Below are 15,964 nucleotides of genomic sequence, written 5' to 3'. Positions count from 1 at the left end.
TCAGCAGAACGAGCGATTCTTCCGATGGTCACCCCGGCGCCCGCACGGGGCCGCCGCGTCCCACGGGCCCGGCCGGCTCACCCCGCGCGTACCGTCAGCCGCTCACGGATCCGCGCCGTCACCTCGTCCGGGACCCCGAGCCCCTCCCGCACGTACCGCTCCATCGACCCGTGCCGGACCGCCACTTCGTCGAGCGCCGCGTCCAGGTACTCCGGCAGGACGCCGATCAGGTCGAGCGCGAGGTCGGGGTCGCCGCCCTGGGCCGTGAAACCCTCGATCATCGGTGCGAACGCCTGCCGCACAGCCGTGTTGACCGACAGGTACTCCTCCCGCGCGGTCCCCTCGTCGGCGCCGAGCAGCGACAGGACGACCGTCGCCGCCCACCCCGTCCGGTCCTTCCCCGCAGAACAGTGGAAGAGCAGCGGACCGGCGTCCGGAGCGCCCAGTTCGGACAGGAGGGTGCCGTAGGCGGCGCGGGCCGAATCGCCGGAGACGAAGGCCCGGTACGTCCGGGCGAAGGCCTTCCGGACCTGGCCCCCGCCGAGGTGCTCCTCGGCGAGTGCCGGGTCGGTGAGCAGCGCCTTGAGACGGGCGGCGGGCGGCAGTCCGCTGGTGGCCAGGTGGTCGGCGAGCACGTCCGCGACGATGCCCCGGGCCCCGGAGGGCAGCCGGTCGGGCCGGTCGGCGCGCTCGGTCTCCGTGCGGAGGTCGACGACGGTACGGATCCCCAGCGCGGCCACGGCCGGCTCGGCCGGGTCGAGCCGGTCGAGGTGGGCGGAACGCAGGACGAGTCCGGGGCGGACGGAACGCCCGGCTGCGAGCGGCAGACCGCCCAGGTCACGGAGGTTGGCGACGGAGGCGGCGGGGATGGCGGGCATGACGTCGACTCCTCCGGTACGTACACGTTCGTGTCGACCGTAATGGATCGACCGGAAACAGGCAGTACCAGACACTTGATCCGGTACTGCACTGCTCTGCCGGACATCGACAGGTACCGCCTGGTGCCGTCATCCCCGCCCGAGCGCCGCCAGCACCTCCGCCTCGCGCTCGGGGGAGAGACCGACCTGCGGTCGGTCCGGGCGCTGCGGCGCCGTGCCGCCGACCGATTCCAGCCATGCCCAGGTGTCCGCGACCGTCTCCGCCGCCGACCGGCAGCGCAGCCCCGCCGCGAGGGCGCGGGAGACGTCGGCGGCGTGCATCGCGTCGTACATCTCGCCCGGCGGCAGCCACACGGGCAGTTCCGACCACGGCGCCACCCCGGCCTCGACCAGCGCCTCCGGCTCGGTCCAGCGGAGTTCGGCACCGGATCCGGTGGCCCGCACGCACGCGTCGAGCAGATCGCCCATGGTCACGTGCCCGGGCGGCGACACGAGGTTGTACGGCCCCGAGAGTCCCGCGGCCACCGCGTCGAGCGTCCACTCGGCGAGGTCGCGGACGTCGACGTACTGGACCGACAGCGCGGCCGGACCGGGGGCCAGGACGGAGCCGCCGCGGGCGATCCGGCCCAGCCACCAGGGCAGCCGGCCCACGTTCTCGTACGGGCCGAGGATGAGGCCCGCGCGGACGAGCAGCGTCCGGTCCGCGCCGAACGCGGCGGTCGCGGCCAGCTCGCCGCCCCGCTTGGCCTCCGCGTACGGCACGTCCCCGTCGTCGGCCGAACCCTCCACCAGCGGGCCGTCCTCGTCGAGTCCGGCCGGCGCCGGCCACGCGTACACCGAACGGCTCGACACGTACGCGAACCGTCCGACGCGGTCGGCGAGCAGCCGCGCCACGTCCCGCACCGCGGACGGCGCGGCGGACCAGGTGTCCACGACGGCGTCCCAGGAACCCGTGGCGAGCGCGGCGAGACCGTCGGGGCCGGTCGTGCGGTCGCCGATGAGCGAGGTGACCCCCGCCGGTGCCGCGTGCCGGCCGCGATGGAAGACGGTCACCTCCCAGCCCCGGGCGAGCGCCGCCTCGACGACCGCGCGGCCGACGAATTCCGTACCTCCGAGCATCAGCAGTTTCATGATCGCAGCGTGCCCGGTGGTGTCCCGCGGGGCCAGGGTTTTTCGCTGCCGGAGGATTCCGCCACGGGAGGAAGGTCATCGGTCCGGGAGGAACGTCACCGGTTCGGGAGGGGGTCTCGTGTGCCGTGGGGACGGGTGACACCATGACGGGGATGACGGATGCCCGGTCGCCCCTGCGCGCGGTGAGAGCCGCCCTGTTCGCGGTGGTGTGCGTGACACTGGCCGCCGTGGGGCATTCGTCCATGTCTGCGCATCAGCTTCCGGTGTTCGCTCTGCTCGGCGCCTTCGCCGTGACGGCCGCCGCCGCGTGGGCCGCCGCGGGCCGGCGCCGGGGCGCCCCGACGATCGCGGGAGCCCTGTTCGTCCTCCAGGGCGCCCTGCACCTCCTCTTCTCGCTCGCCGGTTCCCGGGCGGGGGACACGGGCCATCCGGCGGCGACGGTGCCGCACGGGACGGCCGGTACGCGGATGCCGGCCGGCGCGCACGCGATGCACGGGACGACGGGCGCCGACGGCATGGCCGGGACGCACGGCACGGCCGGCGCGCACGACATGAGCGCCGGCGGCGCCATGTCCATGGACATGACCACGGGCATGCTCGCCGCCCACCTCCTCGCCGCGCTCCTCTGCGGCCTCTGGCTGGCGCACGGCGAGGCGGCGTTCCTCGCGCTCGCCCGAGCGGCCCTCGCGTACGCCTTCACCCCCCTGCGGCCGCTCCTCGCGCGCGTGCGGGTCCCCGACGCGCCGCGCCGCCCCGCCCGGCGGGCCCGGCGGAGCGCCCACCGCCCGCACACCGTCGTCCTCGCCCACGCCCTGTCCCGGCGCGGCCCGCCCCGGCTGTCCGTACCCCGCGCCACGACCCTCGGAGCACACGTCTGACCCGGGGGTCCCTTCCCCCTGTCTGCAACGACTCCAAGGACAGTCACCACGATGACCATCGACGATCCCGCACGCCCGGAAATTCCCGAGGCGCCACCGTCGCAACGCACCCCGGCCACACCCGCCACCCCGTCCACCCCGCAGAAGGCGGGAATCTGGAGCGCCCTCCGCCCCCTCGTCCTCCGCCTCCACTTCTACGCGGGCGTGCTCGTCGCCCCGTTCCTCCTCGTGGCCGCGGCGAGCGGTCTGCTCTACGCGCTCTCCTACCAGGCCGAGAAGGTCGTGTACGCGCACGAGCTCGAGGTCCCCGTCGGCGAGACGACCCTGCCGCTCTCCCAGCAGGTGGACATCGCCCGCGAGGCCAACCCGAACGGCACCGTCACCGCCGTCTGGCCCGGCGCAGAGCCCGGCGCCACCACCCGCGTCCTGATGGCCGACCCGGACGTTCCCGAGGGCACCTCACTGGCCGTCTTCGTGGACCCGTACACCGGGGACGTACGCGGTCGGCTGCCCAGCTACGGAAGCTCCGGCGCCCTCCCGCTGCGCACCTGGATCGACGGTCTCCACCGTGATCTGCACCTCGGCGACATCGGCCGCAACTACAGCGAGCTGGCGGCCAGCTGGCTCTGGGTGATCGCCCTCGGCGGACTGCTGCTGTGGCTCGGCCGGCGCCGGAGGGACCGCCGTGCCCTGTTCGTGCCGGAGGGCGGCCCGGCCTCGCGCCGCCGCACGCTGTCCTGGCACGGCTCGGTCGGTCTGTGGGCGGTGACCGGACTCGTCCTGCTGTCGGCGACGGGCCTGACCTGGTCGCGGTACGCGGGCGAGAACATCGGCGTCGTCCAGGACGGTCTCGGCGGCGCGACGCCCACGCTCACCGCGACCGTCGGCGGCGCGGCCGGCGGCTCCTCGGAACACGAGGGCCACGGCGGCGGCCACACCGGCGGCACCACCGCGCAGGGCCCGGACATCGGCCTCGACAAGGCCCTGGAGACGGCCCGCGCGGCCGGCATCGACAGCCCCAGGATCTCGGTGATCCTGCCGGGCGAGGGCAAGGGGTACGTGATCAGGGAGACGGACGCGCAGTTCCCGCTCCAGCTGGACTCGGTGGCGCTGGACCCGGCGGACGGCGAGGTCCTCGACCGGCTCCGCTTCGCCGACTACCCGCTCCTCGCGAAGCTCACCCGGATAGGCATCGACGCGCACATGGGCGTGTTCCTGGGCCTGTTCAACCAGCTGGCCCTCGCGGTCCTGGCGCTCGCCCTGATCCTGCTGATCCTGTGGGGCTACCGCATGTGGTGGCTGCGCCGCCCCGGCCGCCCGGCGCCCCGCGGAGCCTGGCGGAAGGTCCCGGTGACGATGCTGCTCCCGCTCGCCGCGGTGACGGCCGTCGTGGGGTGGTTCGTCCCGCTGCTCGGCATCAGCCTGCTGCTGTTCCTGGCCGCGGACCTCGCCCTGGGACTGGTGTCCAGGGCGAGGGGCACGGTGCGGGCGGGCTGACCGAGCCCGCCGAACCGCCCGGTCAGGGCGTGTACTTGTAGCCGACCCGCCGCACGGTCTGGATCGTGTGGCGGTGCTCGGCGCCCAGCTTGCGCCGCAGCCGGGCCACGTGCACGTCGACGGTCCGCCCGTCGCCGACGTGGCCGTACCCCCACACGGTGGTGACCAACTGGTCGCGGGTGTGGACCCGGTGGGGGTGCGCCACCAGATGGGCCAGCAACTCGAACTCGAGATATGTCAGGTCGAGCGCCTGCCCGTCCACGACGGCGATCCGCTGGACGCCGTCGATGGCCACGGGCCCCTGGTCCTCCACCGCGGCGGGGACGGGCGAGGGGGCGGCGACGGGCAGCCGAGGCTGCTGGTCGGCCGGCACGAGCACGAGGTACCCGACCATCGGCGGCCGGCCCGGCAGCGTCGGCAGGGTGTGCGGGGGAGCGGGCAGCAGGGTGGCGCCGGGCGGCAGGAAGTCGGCGACCTGCGCGAAGTCGACGACCTCGTCGGGATCGACGGCACGCAGCCGATGACGGCCGGGACGAACGGCGGTGGGGGTGCTGTGAGCGGTCTGCGCCATGGGAAGTCAGCTCTTTCGCGCGGAGGAACGGACGGACAGGAGTCGTACGTCGAACGTCGTGCGCGTCGGCCGAAGGCCGTGGACCGGACGGAGCCGATCGGGGCTTTAGAGGGCCGACGCGTTCCTCGCGCGGCAACACACCCGGTCGAAGTCGTGGTGCTGCCGGGAAGGCCAGAACGGCTCGAGGTCGTGACGACCCGTCGCGGTGTCGTTCTGTGTGATGGCCATATCCCTATTGAACCAGAAGGGAATGCCCCCGACGACCCCTTCACCGGCCAAACCCCGTGTCGTGCTTCCCACATGCCGGGAGGGCCACCCGGATCAGGACCCCGGGAGGAGCCCCGTTCCGCGCCGCGGGGAGTCCGCCGCGAACGCCGAGAGGCGCCCACCGCGAACGGTGGGCGCCTCTCGGCGTGACGACGTGCGGATCAGACCTGGCCGGCCTTCTCGAGGGCCTCGCAGCAGGTGTCCACGATGAGGCGGGTCACCGTGTACGGGTCCACGTTCGCGTTCGGGCGACGGTCCTCGATGTAGCCCTTCTGGTCCTGCTCGACCTGCCACGGGATGCGGACCGAGGCGCCGCGGTCCGAGACGCCGTAGGAGTACTGGTCCCACGGGGCGGTCTCGTGCAGACCCGTCAGACGGTCGTCGATGCCGGCGCCGTAGTTCTTGACGTGGTCGAGCGGCTTCGAGCCCTCGCCGAGGGACTCGGCGGCGGTGATGATCGCGTCGTAGCCCTCGCGCATCGCCTTCGTCGAGAAGTTGGTGTGCGCGCCCGCGCCGTTCCAGTCGCCCTTCACCGGCTTCGGGTCCAGCGTCGCGGAGACGTTGAAGTCCTCGGCCGTGCGGTACAGCAGCCAGCGGGCGATCCACAGCTGGTCCGAGACCTCCAGCGGCGCCAGCGGGCCGACCTGGAACTCCCACTGGCCCGGCATGACCTCGGCGTTGATGCCGGAGATGCCGAGACCGGCCTTGAGGCAGTTCTCCAGGTGCGCCTCGACGATCGGGCGGCCGAAGATCTCGTCCGCGCCGACGCCGCAGTAGTAGCCGCCCTGCGCGGCCGGGAAGCCGTTGACCGGGAAGCCGAGCGGGCGGGTGCCCTCGAAGAAGGTGTACTCCTGCTCGATGCCGAAGATCGGCTCCTGAGCGGCGTACTTCGTGGCGACCTCGGCCAGCGCGGCACGCGTGTTGGAGTCGTGCGGCGTCATGTCCGTGTTGAGGACCTCGCACAGCACCAGGACGTCGTCGCCGCCGCGGATCGGGTCCGGGCAGACGAAGACCGGCTTGAGGACACGGTCCGAGGCGTGGCCCTTGGCCTGGTTCGTGCTGGAACCGTCGAAGCCCCAGATCGGCAGCTCGCCGAGCGTGGCGCCCCCGCTCACGATGATCTTCGTCTTCGAGCGGAGCTTCGCGGTCGGCTCGGTGCCGTCGATCCAGATGTACTCAGCCTTGAAGGTCACGGGCCTCATCCTTTGGGCGTGCTGCTGCGGGTGTCGCGGCGGCTCGCGGCGCTGCGAGAAGCTGCGGTGTCTGTGTCCGGTCGCAGCTTCGCAACACGGGATTTCCCGTCGGTTGCCCGAATGTGAACCCCGTGTTACTCAGCTTTCCCGATCTTCGCGGAGCCGCTGTGCGACCACGTGGGCGTTCAGGAGGGAGTCGAGACCCGCGCTCCGGACACGCCGTACGACCTCCGTGTACGAGGTCCCCAGGGCCTCCGCCGTCCGCCCCAGGTGCCAGTCGCAGTCGGCCAGCCGCCGCAGCAGGTACCCCTTCCGGATCTGGTTCTCCGAGAGCCGGAACGTCTTCAGATAGGCCGTCCGCCCCTTGCGGTCGGTGATCAGCTCCCCGATGTGCTGCTCCCGCCCGCCCCGTTCGAACGGCGGCAGGAACCGGTGCAGATCGAACGGCCCGGCCCGGTAGGCCCGCTCGAAGGCGTACGAGGTCTCCAGGAGGTCCCGCGCCATGATCCCGTCGTGCGCCACGGCCCAGGCCCGCTCCTGCTCCCGCGCCGCCGCCCGCAGGTCCGCGAGGGTACGGATGCCACCGGCCCCGTCCCGGATCCGCGCCGTGAACTCGGGCACCGGCCCGCCGTAGTACGCGTACTGGTGGACCAGCTCCCCGTACAGGTCCTCGACGAGCGTCGGGTGCAGCAGGCGGTAGTCGTCCGGGTGCGGCACCACGAAGGCCGCGGCCAGCGCGTCGGCCACGTACAGGAGCAGCCCGCACTGGCCCGGGTGGACCTCGAAGATCCGCAGCGCCTCCGTGAGCCCGGGCACGCTCCACCCCGCGTACGCCGCCTCGGCGCGCGGCGAGAGGCCGTGTCGGACCGCCTCGTGCGACCACTCGTCCCAGACGATCGGAGGACCGCCGAAGTGCAGGGCGAGATAGCCCTCCAGGGCGAGGTGCAGCGGCAGGAACCGGAGCCGTGACGCGGCGCGCCCGTCCCTGTCGCGCCGACGCCTGGCCATCCGGTGGATCCGGCGCACGGGCACGCAGTCCGCCGTCTCGGCGCGGTCACGGGCGCCGCGCCCGGCGCCTCCGCCACCGAGCCGGGTCCCGTACGCGGCGGACTCCCGGACCGCCCCCGGCGCCGGTTCCGCCTCCGACCCCGCCCCCGTCCAGTCGGCGACGAACCCGTGCGGGACGTACGAGGTGTAGGTCGTGCGGTCGGGCAGGTCCACCGCGCAGAGAGCGCCGTAGACCTCCCGGTGCAGCCGCAGCCCGGGAACCGGCTCGGACCGCACCAGCGGCACCAGCCGTACCCCGCCCCACACCTGCGCGGGCCGGACGTCGAGCCCGGTCAGATCGATCCGGGTCATGCCCGTCCCCCTTCCTCCGCCGCCCTCAGGAACAGCTCCACCCGGCGGTCCAGATAGGCCCGCAGTTCCGCGAACCCGGTCCGCCCCTCGGCGAACTGCGCGATCTCCACCAGCGCCGCCAGATCCTCCGCGTCCCGGATGCCGGCGGCCGGCACGCCCGGGGCGAGCCGGCGCACGTCGAAACCCTGCGCGTCGTATACGGGGTTCAGGTGCACCACGCTCGTCCGGCGCTCCGGATCCAGCCGCGACCGCCACACCCGCAGCACCTCGCCCGCGAGCCCCGGCGGGGCGTTGTCCCAGCCGTCCGAGACGATCACCAGACGGTCGGGACCGGTCTCCAGGCCGTCCAGGACGCGCATGCCCAGCGGGGTCGGCCCGTACGGCCGGACGAGCAGCGGGTCGTCGCCGCCCGAGGTCCAGAGCGGGGTGTACGCCCCCGGCGCCGCCAGGGCCTCCAGGAGGTGGTGGCAGCCCAGCGCGACGGCCAGCGGGCGGCGCCGCTTCACCGCCGAACCCGAGGAGGAGAAGCTGTCGTCGAGCACGGCCGTGACCCGCCCCCAGCTCCCCGCGTACGGCCCCGCCGCGCGCCGGGCGGCGGCCCGCAGCGCACCCGTCAGCTCGGCCCGCCGCTCCACCCGCTCGCCGAACGGCAGCGAGAGGACGTACAGGGCGAGCCGGGTCAGCGGCATCACGGACAGATCGGCGGCCCGCTCGGTCCTGAGCTGTTCGAGCCGGGTCATCCGGGGCGCGATCCGCTCCAGGAACACCGCGCGCGGTACGCCGTGCCGGGCGGCGAACCCCTCGGCGACGGTGAACGGCAGCTCGTACAGCGCGCCCTGCTCGTAGCGGGCGCGGCGGAACGCGTCGAGCGTCGCGTTCTCGTACCGGACCCGGCGCCCCGGCGCGAAGAGGAAGTCCCCGGTCTCGGGGTCGGGCAGCCGCCCGTGGACGTGCCGCAGGGTGGCCTTCAGACCGCTGCGGTACTTCACGGCGTCCAGGGCGGGATCGGGGCGGGCGGCGAGCCACGCGCGCACGATCGCGCGCGTACGCCGGTTGTTGACCCCGGCGGCGCGCAGCGTGCGGAACAGCCGGTAGACCCGCTGCGGCGGCAGCAGCGCGAGCCGTGCCCCGATCAGCCGCCCCTCGGCACGCTTCTCCTCGGGCCCGCCCGCCTCGTCGGCCGTGCGCAGGAGCCGCTCGACGATGAGGGCGGCGTTGTGGTGGTTGATGTCGAGCGCGAGGGCCGCGGCGTACACCGGCCGGTAGTTGACCCGTACGTACTCGTGGACGAAGCGCAGCGAGAACCGCTGCTCGGCGGCGGAGGAACGGAACTCGCGCTGGCCGGTGGCGGTCACGGCGGCGTTGACGAAGAGGAGCACGTCCTCGGCGGCGACGAGCTCGGACACGGTTCTCTCCTTCTCGTACCGCGTGGGTGCCGGCCGGGGAATGAGGGCACGAACAGCGAAGACGTTGCTTCAGAGGCAGGTTCCGGAAGTCGCGCCGAAGTCCCGCGGCCGGCCCCGAAACGCTAACACCGGGCGGGGGGAGGGACGCGAGCGGATTTCGGGGAGGGCCGCGGGTGCCTCCGCGGCGGGCACGGGCGGATCCGCCGAGTCCCGTTGTCGGAGTCACCCGGCAGACTGGGGGCATGGCGAAGCAGCTGGGCGCGAAGCCCCGTATCGGACTCCTCGGCACCGGCCCCTGGGCCGGTCACACGCACGCCCCCGCGCTGGCGGGCCATCCGGGGGTCGAGTTCAGCGGCGTGTGGGGCAGACGCCCCGAGGCCGCGGCCGCGCTCGCCGCCGCGTCGGGCACGCGCGCGTACGACGACGTGGACGCGCTGTTCGCGGCCAGCGACGCCGTCGCACTCGCGCTTCCGCCGGACGTCCAGGCCCCGCTGGCGGTCCGGGCCGCGGAGGCCGGCTGCCATGTCCTCCTCGACAAGCCGGTCGCGACGACGGTCGCCGGGGCGCGGGAGGTGGCCGACGCCGTGGACGCCGCGGGCGTGGCCTCGGTGGTCTTCTGCACGCTCCGCTTCGCGGAGCCGACGGCCCGCTGGATCGAGCAACAGACGGCGGCCGGCGGCTGGTTCCTGGGCGAGGCCCACTGGCTGGGCTCGCTCTACGGGACCGGTTCGAGCAGCGAGTACGCGGCCTCCCCCTGGCGCCGGGAGAAGGGGGGCCTGTGGGACGTGGGCCCGCACGTCCTGTCGGTCCTCCTCCCGGTCCTCGGCGACGTCACGGAGATCACCGCCGTGCGGGGCCCGGCGGACACCCATCACCTGGTGCTCCGCCACGCCTCGGGCGCGAGCAGCACCGCCACCCTCACCCTCAGCGCACCGCCGGAGGCGTCGGAGGCCGCCCTCACCCTGTACGGCACCGGGGGCCGGGCCGAACTGCCCCGCTGGGACGGGGCGGTGGGGGCCTTCGGCGCGGCGGTGGACGCCCTGACCGGCGCGGCCCGCACGGGCGAACCCGACGCCTGCGACGTCCGCTTCGGTCTCCGCCTCACGGAGATCCTGACGACGGCGGAGGCGAAAGCGGCCGAGGCGGCGGAGAGGTCGGCGGCGGCCCTCAGGACCTGACCGCCTCGGCCAGCCCGTCGCACAGCGCCTCCAGCGCCTGCCCGTACAACCGCTCCGGCGGCGTGGCGTAGCCGACGACCAGGCCGTCCGGACGTTCCGCGTCCGTGGCGTCGGGATGGCGGTAAGGGGCCAGGCCCTCCACCGCGACCCCGCGCCGGGCCGTCGCGGCGAGGGCCGCCCGTTCCGTGCCGGCGGGCAGTTCCAGGACGGCGTGCAGTCCGGCGGCGATGCCCGTCACCCGAACCGCCGGGACCCGGTCGGCGAGCAGCGCCGTCAGCCGGTCGCGCCGCCCGCGGTGCCGCTGCCGCATCCGCCGGACGTGCCGGTCGTAGGCGCCGGAGGCGAGGAGGTCCGCGAGGGTCAGCTGGTCCGTCGCGGAGGCGTACGGCTCGCGTTGGCCCTTCGCCGCGACCACCGGGTCCACCAGCGCGGACGGCAGGCACATCCAGCCGATCCGCAGGGCGGGGGAGAGGCTCTTGCTGACGGAGCCGACGAGGACGGTCCGCTCGGGGTCCAGGCCCTGGACGGCGCCCACCGGCCGCCGGTCGTAGCGGAACTCCCCGTCGTAGTCGTCCTCGATCACCACACCGCCGCGGGCCCGTGCCCACTCCAGGACCCCGGCCCGGCGCCCGGGGTGCAGCGGCCCGCCCGTGGGGAACTGGTGGGCGGGGGTGAGCAGCACCGCGCGCGCGTGGTCCGGGATGTCGGCGACCCGCGCCCCGTCCTCGTCGACGCCCACCGGCAGGGTGGTGACCCCCGCCTCGGCGAGCAGGCCGCGGTGGAAGGGCAGCCCGTACGCCTCGACCGCCCACGGGCCCCCGGGGCCGAGCACGCGCGCGAGGAGCCGTAGCGCGTGCGCGGCGCCGGAGCAGACCACGATCCGGTCCGGGGTGGTGCGGACGCCCCGCACGCGCGCGAGGTACTCGGCGAGCGCCAGGCGCAGTTCGGTCCGGCCGTGCGGGTCGCCGATCCCGAAGGCCTCGTGCGGCGCGGCCGTCAGGGCCCGCCGGGCCGCCGCCAGCCAGGAGGTGCGGGGGAAGGCGCCGGGGTCGGGCCTGCCCTGGACGAGGTCGTACGGGAGCGGGGGCGGCGCGGCCGTCCGCGCGGGCCCGGGGGCGGGGGCGGCGACCCGGTCGGCGACCCGGGTGCCGGAGCCCTGGCGGGAGGTGAGCCAGCCCTCGGCGACGAGTTCGGCGTAGGCGTCGGCGACCGTGTTCCGGGCGATGCCGAGGTCGGCGGCGAGCGAGCGGTAGGGCGGCAGCCGGGTCCCCGGGGCCAGCCGCCCGCCGCGGACGGCCTCGCGCAGGGCGGCGATGAGCACGGCCCGCCGCCCGCCGGCGGCACTCAGCTCCAGGTGCAGATCGACCCCGAGCCCGCCGTGGTCCGCGGCGGTCACGCCTTCTCACCGCCGCTCATGAGGTCCCGTACGCCGGTCAGGAACCGCCGTACGGCCTCCCTATCGCCCTCCTCGAACCCGCCGAGCAGAGCGACGGCCCCTTCGACGAGGGGCCCGAAGTGGGCGCGCCCCAGTTCCTTGGCCCGGTCCTCCACGGTGAGGAGCACGCGTCGCCGGTCGCGGGTGTCCCGGACGCGGGCGACGTGGCCGAGGCGTTCGAGCCGGTCGACGACGGCGGTCGTACCGGCCGAGTTGAGGCCGAGCCGCTCGCCCAGCCATCCGGCGGTGGCGTCGGTGCCGGCGCGCTCGGCGTCGAGGAGGCAGATCAGGGCCCGTACGTCGGTGGGGTGCATACCGTTGCGCGCGGCGAACTCGCCCTGCCGGAGGCCGTATTCGACGGTGACCTCGCGCAGCAGATGAAAGATGAGCATCTCGGGTGACTCGGCCACCGCGTCCTCCTATTATCTCGCTGAGCGAGAGTATCGCCGAACGAGAGGACCAGGCCATGCCCACGCCCCGAACCTCCGACACCGCCCACGTCTCCGCCTTCGGCTCCGCCTACGACGACCTGCTCGCGACCTGGCCGCACCCCACGACGACCTCGGAACTCCCCACCCCCTACGGCACCACGCACCTCCTGCACCACGGCGCCGAGGACGGCCCGCCGCTCCTCCTCCTGCCGGGCGGCGGGTCGACCGCCGCTCCTGGCGCACCACGGCTGCCACGCTCGGCGCCACGCACCGGGTGCACGCGGTGGATCTGGTCGGCGGCCCGGGCCGCAGCAGGACCGACGGCCGCCCGATCCGCACGGCCGTCGATCTGACGGCCTGGCTGGACGCCGTGCTCGACGGCCTCGGACTGCCGTCGGCGGCCTTCTGCGGCCACTCGTACGGCGGGTGGATCGCGCTCCGGTACGCCCTGGCGGCCCCGGACCGGACCGACCGTCTCGTGCTGCTCGACCCGACCGGCTGCTTCGCCGGCTTCCGCCCCGGCTACCTGCTGCGGGCGCTGCCCACGCTGCTGCGCCCGACGGCCGCGCGGACGGCGGCGTTCCTGGCGTGGGAGACGGGCGGCGCGGACCACGACCCCCGGGTGCGCCGCCTGGACACCCTGGCGGCGGGACTCCCGCGCCTCCGCCCGGTCACGGGACCCCGCCCGACCGCCGCGGCGCTCGCGGCCCTCCGCCCGCCGGCCCTGGTCCTCCTGGCGGAGGGCAGCCGGACGCACGACGCCCGCGAGGCGGCGAGGACGGCGACGGCGCTGGGCCTGCGGACGGAACTCGTCCCGGGGGCCACCCACCACACCCTCCCGGCGACCCTGCCACCGAAGGCCCTGACCGCCCTCACGGACTTCCTGGAGCCCTGGGGTCCGGGCGAGAGGGCGCCCCGGCAGGAGAACGCCGACTCCGGCGGGACACCCCCTAGCGGGAGAGCGCGTCCCGTACGGCCTCGTCGGACCGGCCGACGACGGCCGTGCCGTCCTCCGCGGTGATGATCGGCCGCTGGATGAGCTTGGGATGAGCCGAGAGGGCCTCGATCCACCGCTCCCGGCTCCCGGCGTCGCGGGCCCAGTCCTTCACCCCGAGCTCCTTGGCGACGGCCTCCTGCGTCCGCGTGATGTCCCACGGCTCGAGACCGAGCCGGTCCAGCACCTGCCGGATCTCGTCGGGGGAGGGCACGTCCTCCAGGTAGCGGCGCACGGTGTAGTCGGCGCCCTCGGCGTCGAGGAGGGTGAGGGCGCTGCGACACTTGGAACAGGCGGGATTGATCCAGATCTCCATGCCCCCACGGTACCCCCCAGAGCCCTCTCCACCACCCCCCAAATCCCCTCTGGCCAGGGGCGATTGTCAGTGGGGGCCACTAAAATGGGGGGTGAAGGTGAGGGTCCCGGGGAGGGCCCGCGCCCCGCCGTTCGCCAGGAGGTAGCCCATGGCTCTCGCCGTGATCCGGACACCGTCCCTCGAACCCTGGAAGCCGCTCCGGAAGAAGCCGCTCCCCGCGGGCCGCCCCCGCGAGTGGTACGTGACGCACAACCGCCGACTGAAGGCCATGCGCCTCGCGATCGCCCTCCTCGACGCCGGCGTCTACGTCCCGTCGAAGGCCACGAACGCGACGATACGCACCACGGCCCACCACCTCGGCATCCACCCGCCGTCGGACACCACCTGCCGCATGGTCCGCGCCATGATCCGCTACGGCCGCTGACGCCGGAGGGCGCTGCCCGGCCACGGCCGGGCAGCGCCGCCACGGGATCCCGCCGGTTACCAGGCCACGGGCAGCCGCTCGGGGAGCCGCTTCATGAAGTTGGTGCGCCACACCAGCTGTTCGACCGGTACCGCGAGCCGCAGTTCCGGCAGCCGGTCGAGGAGCGTCTCCAGGGCGATCTCGGCGTGCCGCTTGCCGAGCGCCGTCGCGGGGCAGTAGTGCCGCCCGCCGCCGAAGGAGAGGTGATCGGCGGCGTTCTCCCGGCCCGGCCGGAAGACCAGCGGGTCCGGGAAGTGCCGCGGATCGTGGTTCGCGGCCTCCACCAGCACCAGGACCAGTTCACCGGCCCGCACCTCGACCTCGCCGAGCCGTACGTCCTCCAGGGCCAGCCTCGGCAGCCCGTCACCGATCGACAGGTTGACCCGCAGCAGTTCGTCCATCGCCCCGGCGACCCCGTGCGTGCCGGAGGTCAGCGCCTCCCGCACGTCCGGCCGGGTCAGCACCGACACGAGCGCCATCGCCAGGAACCCGGCGGTGGAGATCACCCCGGCGCCGAAGAGCGTCACGCCCACCGTCGCCAGCATCTCGTCCGTCAGATGGGCGTAGTCGGGATCCTCGCGCAGCGCCGCGAGCTCCGCCATCAGCCCACCCGTCGCCGGATCGTCGAGGCGCTCGGTCATGTACGCGATGTCCCGGTCCCAGTGGAGCCGGGCCGCCTCGATCTCGCGCGGGGCGTTCATGAAGGCCACGTCCAGACTGCGCAGCAGCCGCGGCCCGTCCTCCTCCGGGATGCCCAGCATCCGGCAGTGCAGTCCCGCCGAGTACGGATCGGCGTAGGCGCCCCGCAGCTCCCCGGGCGCCCCCTCGGCGACCATGGCGTCCACCAGCGCCCCGGCCCTCGCCCGCAGCCACTCCTCCAGACCGGGCGCCTTCGGGTTGATCGCCCTCATGACGGCCTTGCGCAGACCGGCCCCGGTGATGTTGCCCATGTTGTTCACCACGTGTGGCGGGATCGTCAGCGCGTACTGCCGCGGCGCTCCCGGCGCCGAGGTGTCCTTGAGGCTGAACCTCGGGTCCTCCAGGACCTGCCGGCACAGCTCGTACGAGGACACCAGCCAGGCCTCGGCCCCCGCGATCGTCCGGACCTTGCGGACCGGCGCGGTGCGCAGCTCCTCGATCTCGGCGGGCAGCCGGGTCCCGTCCCAGTCGAAGGGGAAGGCCGGCAGGGTCTCGACGGCGACGCTCATCGCGTGGCTCCCGGGTCAGTGGTTCCGGTGGGGGTGAGGATGCCGTGGCCCTGGTTGCGCGAGGCCCGGAGCCCGGACCCCCGGCCGTACAGGAGATCGGCCAGCGGCAGGGCCTGGTGGTAGCAGTTGAGCGAGGACGGGACCCCGAGGATCGCGGGGGTGTCCAGGAACAGCGGCACCTCGGCGCAGATGTACGCCCGGCACACCTCCCGCTGCCGCTCGTCGGTCCGCTGACCCGGCGCGAGCTTCCCGGCCAGGAAGATCCCGGTCAGCGCGTCACAGGTCGCGCGCACCACCGGGTCCGCCGCCACCGCGTCGAGCACCGTGCGGTGCAGCTCGCGGTAGGCCGGGACGTCGCCGAACTCCGACATCCCGCGGGCCCGTACCCGTACGCCCGTGGGATCCGCCTCGGCCGCGGCCGCGCCGACCTTCGCCCGCACCCCCCGCAGGTTCTTGACGGCCTTCCGTCGTGCCTCGTCGACCCCGTACCCCAGCGCCTCGTACATGTCGGAGACATGGAGATCGGTGTAGACGAGATCGACCTGGTCGAAGTGGTCCAAGCCCCAGCGCGTCAGCTCGCGCAGTCGCTGGGCGGTGAAATAACTGTTTCCCGGGGAGACGCCGATGACCACGTGCGCGCCCTCGTCGGCGATGACGCGGCAGTGATCGGTGTACGGCTGGAGTCGGAGCGTCTCTGCAGGGGCGAAAGCCGCCTGGGTCACGTCGGCAGTCCTCATCGCGCCAGCTAGTCCCAGCGGA

15 protein-coding genes and 1 pseudogene are annotated in these 15,964 nt (G+C 74.2%); 5 read left to right on the top strand and 11 right to left on the bottom strand.

Features of this window, described 5'->3' with window-relative positions; all coding sequences use genetic code 11:
• Positions 1-77 precede the first annotated feature (77 nt).
• Positions 78-878, bottom strand: coding sequence for a tyrosine-protein phosphatase (locus tag OG392_RS10955; RefSeq protein WP_329278056.1), 801 nt, complete (start codon positions 876-878; stop codon positions 78-80).
• A 129-nt stretch (positions 879-1,007) separates the two neighbouring features.
• On the bottom strand, positions 1,008-2,009 hold the full coding sequence (locus OG392_RS10950; RefSeq protein ID WP_329278054.1) for an NAD-dependent epimerase/dehydratase family protein: 1,002 nt from the start codon (positions 2,007-2,009) through the stop codon (positions 1,008-1,010).
• Positions 2,010-2,251: 242 nt separating this feature from the next.
• Between OG392_RS10950 and OG392_RS10945 the strand changes: the two genes are divergently transcribed.
• Together OG392_RS10945 and OG392_RS10940 are read left to right on the top strand one after the other, a co-directional pair.
• Positions 2,252-2,887: a hypothetical protein gene (locus OG392_RS10945; RefSeq protein WP_329278052.1), complete on the top strand. Its 636-nt coding sequence runs from the start codon at positions 2,252-2,254 to the stop codon at positions 2,885-2,887.
• A gap of 51 nt (positions 2,888-2,938) precedes the next feature.
• Positions 2,939-4,384 carry a PepSY-associated TM helix domain-containing protein gene (locus OG392_RS10940; protein WP_329278050.1) on the top strand — a complete coding sequence of 482 codons (1,446 nt, stop codon included), beginning with the start codon at positions 2,939-2,941 and terminating at the stop codon, positions 4,382-4,384.
• Between the two features lie 22 nt (positions 4,385-4,406).
• Here OG392_RS10940 and OG392_RS10935 read toward each other — a convergent pair whose 3' ends face one another.
• The 4 genes from OG392_RS10935 to OG392_RS10920 all read right to left on the bottom strand — a co-directional run bounded on the left by OG392_RS10935 (position 4,407) and on the right by OG392_RS10920 (position 9,180).
• The gene (locus OG392_RS10935; RefSeq protein ID WP_329278048.1) at positions 4,407-4,955 is read right to left on the bottom strand and encodes a winged helix-turn-helix domain-containing protein; all 549 of its coding nucleotides are present in this window, start codon (positions 4,953-4,955) and stop codon (positions 4,407-4,409) included.
• A gap of 428 nt (positions 4,956-5,383) precedes the next feature.
• Complete coding sequence (gene glnII, locus OG392_RS10930) at positions 5,384-6,415, bottom strand: glutamine synthetase (protein WP_329278047.1); 1,032 nt, start codon at positions 6,413-6,415, stop codon at positions 5,384-5,386.
• Between the two features lie 138 nt (positions 6,416-6,553).
• Complete coding sequence (locus OG392_RS10925) at positions 6,554-7,774, bottom strand: ARPP-2 domain-containing protein (RefSeq protein ID WP_329278046.1); 1,221 nt, start codon at positions 7,772-7,774, stop codon at positions 6,554-6,556.
• Positions 7,771-9,180 carry a hypothetical protein gene (locus OG392_RS10920; protein ID WP_329278044.1) on the bottom strand — a complete coding sequence of 470 codons (1,410 nt, stop codon included), beginning with the start codon at positions 9,178-9,180 and terminating at the stop codon, positions 7,771-7,773. Before OG392_RS10920 ends, OG392_RS10925 begins: the two co-directional genes overlap by 4 nt.
• A 242-nt stretch (positions 9,181-9,422) precedes the next feature.
• On the opposite strand from OG392_RS10920, the gene OG392_RS10915 reads away from it, so the two are divergent.
• Positions 9,423-10,358: a Gfo/Idh/MocA family protein gene (locus OG392_RS10915; RefSeq protein ID WP_329278041.1), complete on the top strand. Its 936-nt coding sequence runs from the start codon at positions 9,423-9,425 to the stop codon at positions 10,356-10,358.
• Here OG392_RS10915 and pdxR read toward each other — a convergent pair.
• Together pdxR and OG392_RS10905 are read right to left on the bottom strand one after the other, a co-directional pair.
• Positions 10,348-11,754, bottom strand: coding sequence for a MocR-like pyridoxine biosynthesis transcription factor PdxR (gene pdxR / locus OG392_RS10910; protein ID WP_329278040.1), 1,407 nt, complete (start codon positions 11,752-11,754; stop codon positions 10,348-10,350). The genes OG392_RS10915 and pdxR overlap by 11 nt on opposite strands.
• Positions 11,751-12,185, bottom strand: coding sequence for a MarR family winged helix-turn-helix transcriptional regulator (locus tag OG392_RS10905; RefSeq protein ID WP_329287196.1), 435 nt, complete (start codon positions 12,183-12,185; stop codon positions 11,751-11,753). Before OG392_RS10905 ends, pdxR begins: the two co-directional genes overlap by 4 nt.
• A gap of 74 nt (positions 12,186-12,259) precedes the next feature.
• Between OG392_RS10905 and OG392_RS10900 the strand changes: the two are divergent.
• Positions 12,260-13,110, top strand: a pseudogene (locus tag OG392_RS10900) (alpha/beta fold hydrolase); the annotation flags it as partial.
• A gap of 64 nt (positions 13,111-13,174) precedes the next feature.
• Here OG392_RS10900 and OG392_RS10895 read toward each other — a convergent pair.
• Positions 13,175-13,534, bottom strand: coding sequence for an arsenate reductase family protein (locus OG392_RS10895; protein ID WP_329278039.1), 360 nt, complete (start codon positions 13,532-13,534; stop codon positions 13,175-13,177).
• 148 nt (positions 13,535-13,682) lie between these two features.
• On the opposite strand from OG392_RS10895, the gene OG392_RS10890 reads away from it, so the two are divergent.
• Positions 13,683-13,958, top strand: coding sequence for a hypothetical protein (locus OG392_RS10890; protein WP_266965272.1), 276 nt, complete (start codon positions 13,683-13,685; stop codon positions 13,956-13,958).
• Positions 13,959-14,014: 56 nt separating this feature from the next.
• Here OG392_RS10890 and OG392_RS10885 read toward each other — a convergent pair whose 3' ends face one another.
• On the bottom strand, positions 14,015-15,205 hold the full coding sequence (locus OG392_RS10885; protein WP_329278036.1) for a cytochrome P450: 1,191 nt from the start codon (positions 15,203-15,205) through the stop codon (positions 14,015-14,017).
• Entirely contained in the window at positions 15,202-15,927 is a 726-nt protein-coding gene (locus tag OG392_RS10880) for a tRNA-dependent cyclodipeptide synthase (protein ID WP_329278034.1), read from the bottom strand. Before OG392_RS10880 ends, OG392_RS10885 begins: the two co-directional genes overlap by 4 nt.
• Positions 15,928-15,964: the final 37 nt, after the last annotated feature.

Origin of the sequence: Streptomyces sp. NBC_00691 (genome assembly GCF_036226665.1) — a bacterium.
GTDB lineage: Bacteria > Actinomycetota > Actinomycetes > Streptomycetales > Streptomycetaceae > Streptomyces.
Note: the sequence above shows the minus strand (reverse complement) of the source record. Positions and strands in the feature narration are given on the sequence as shown.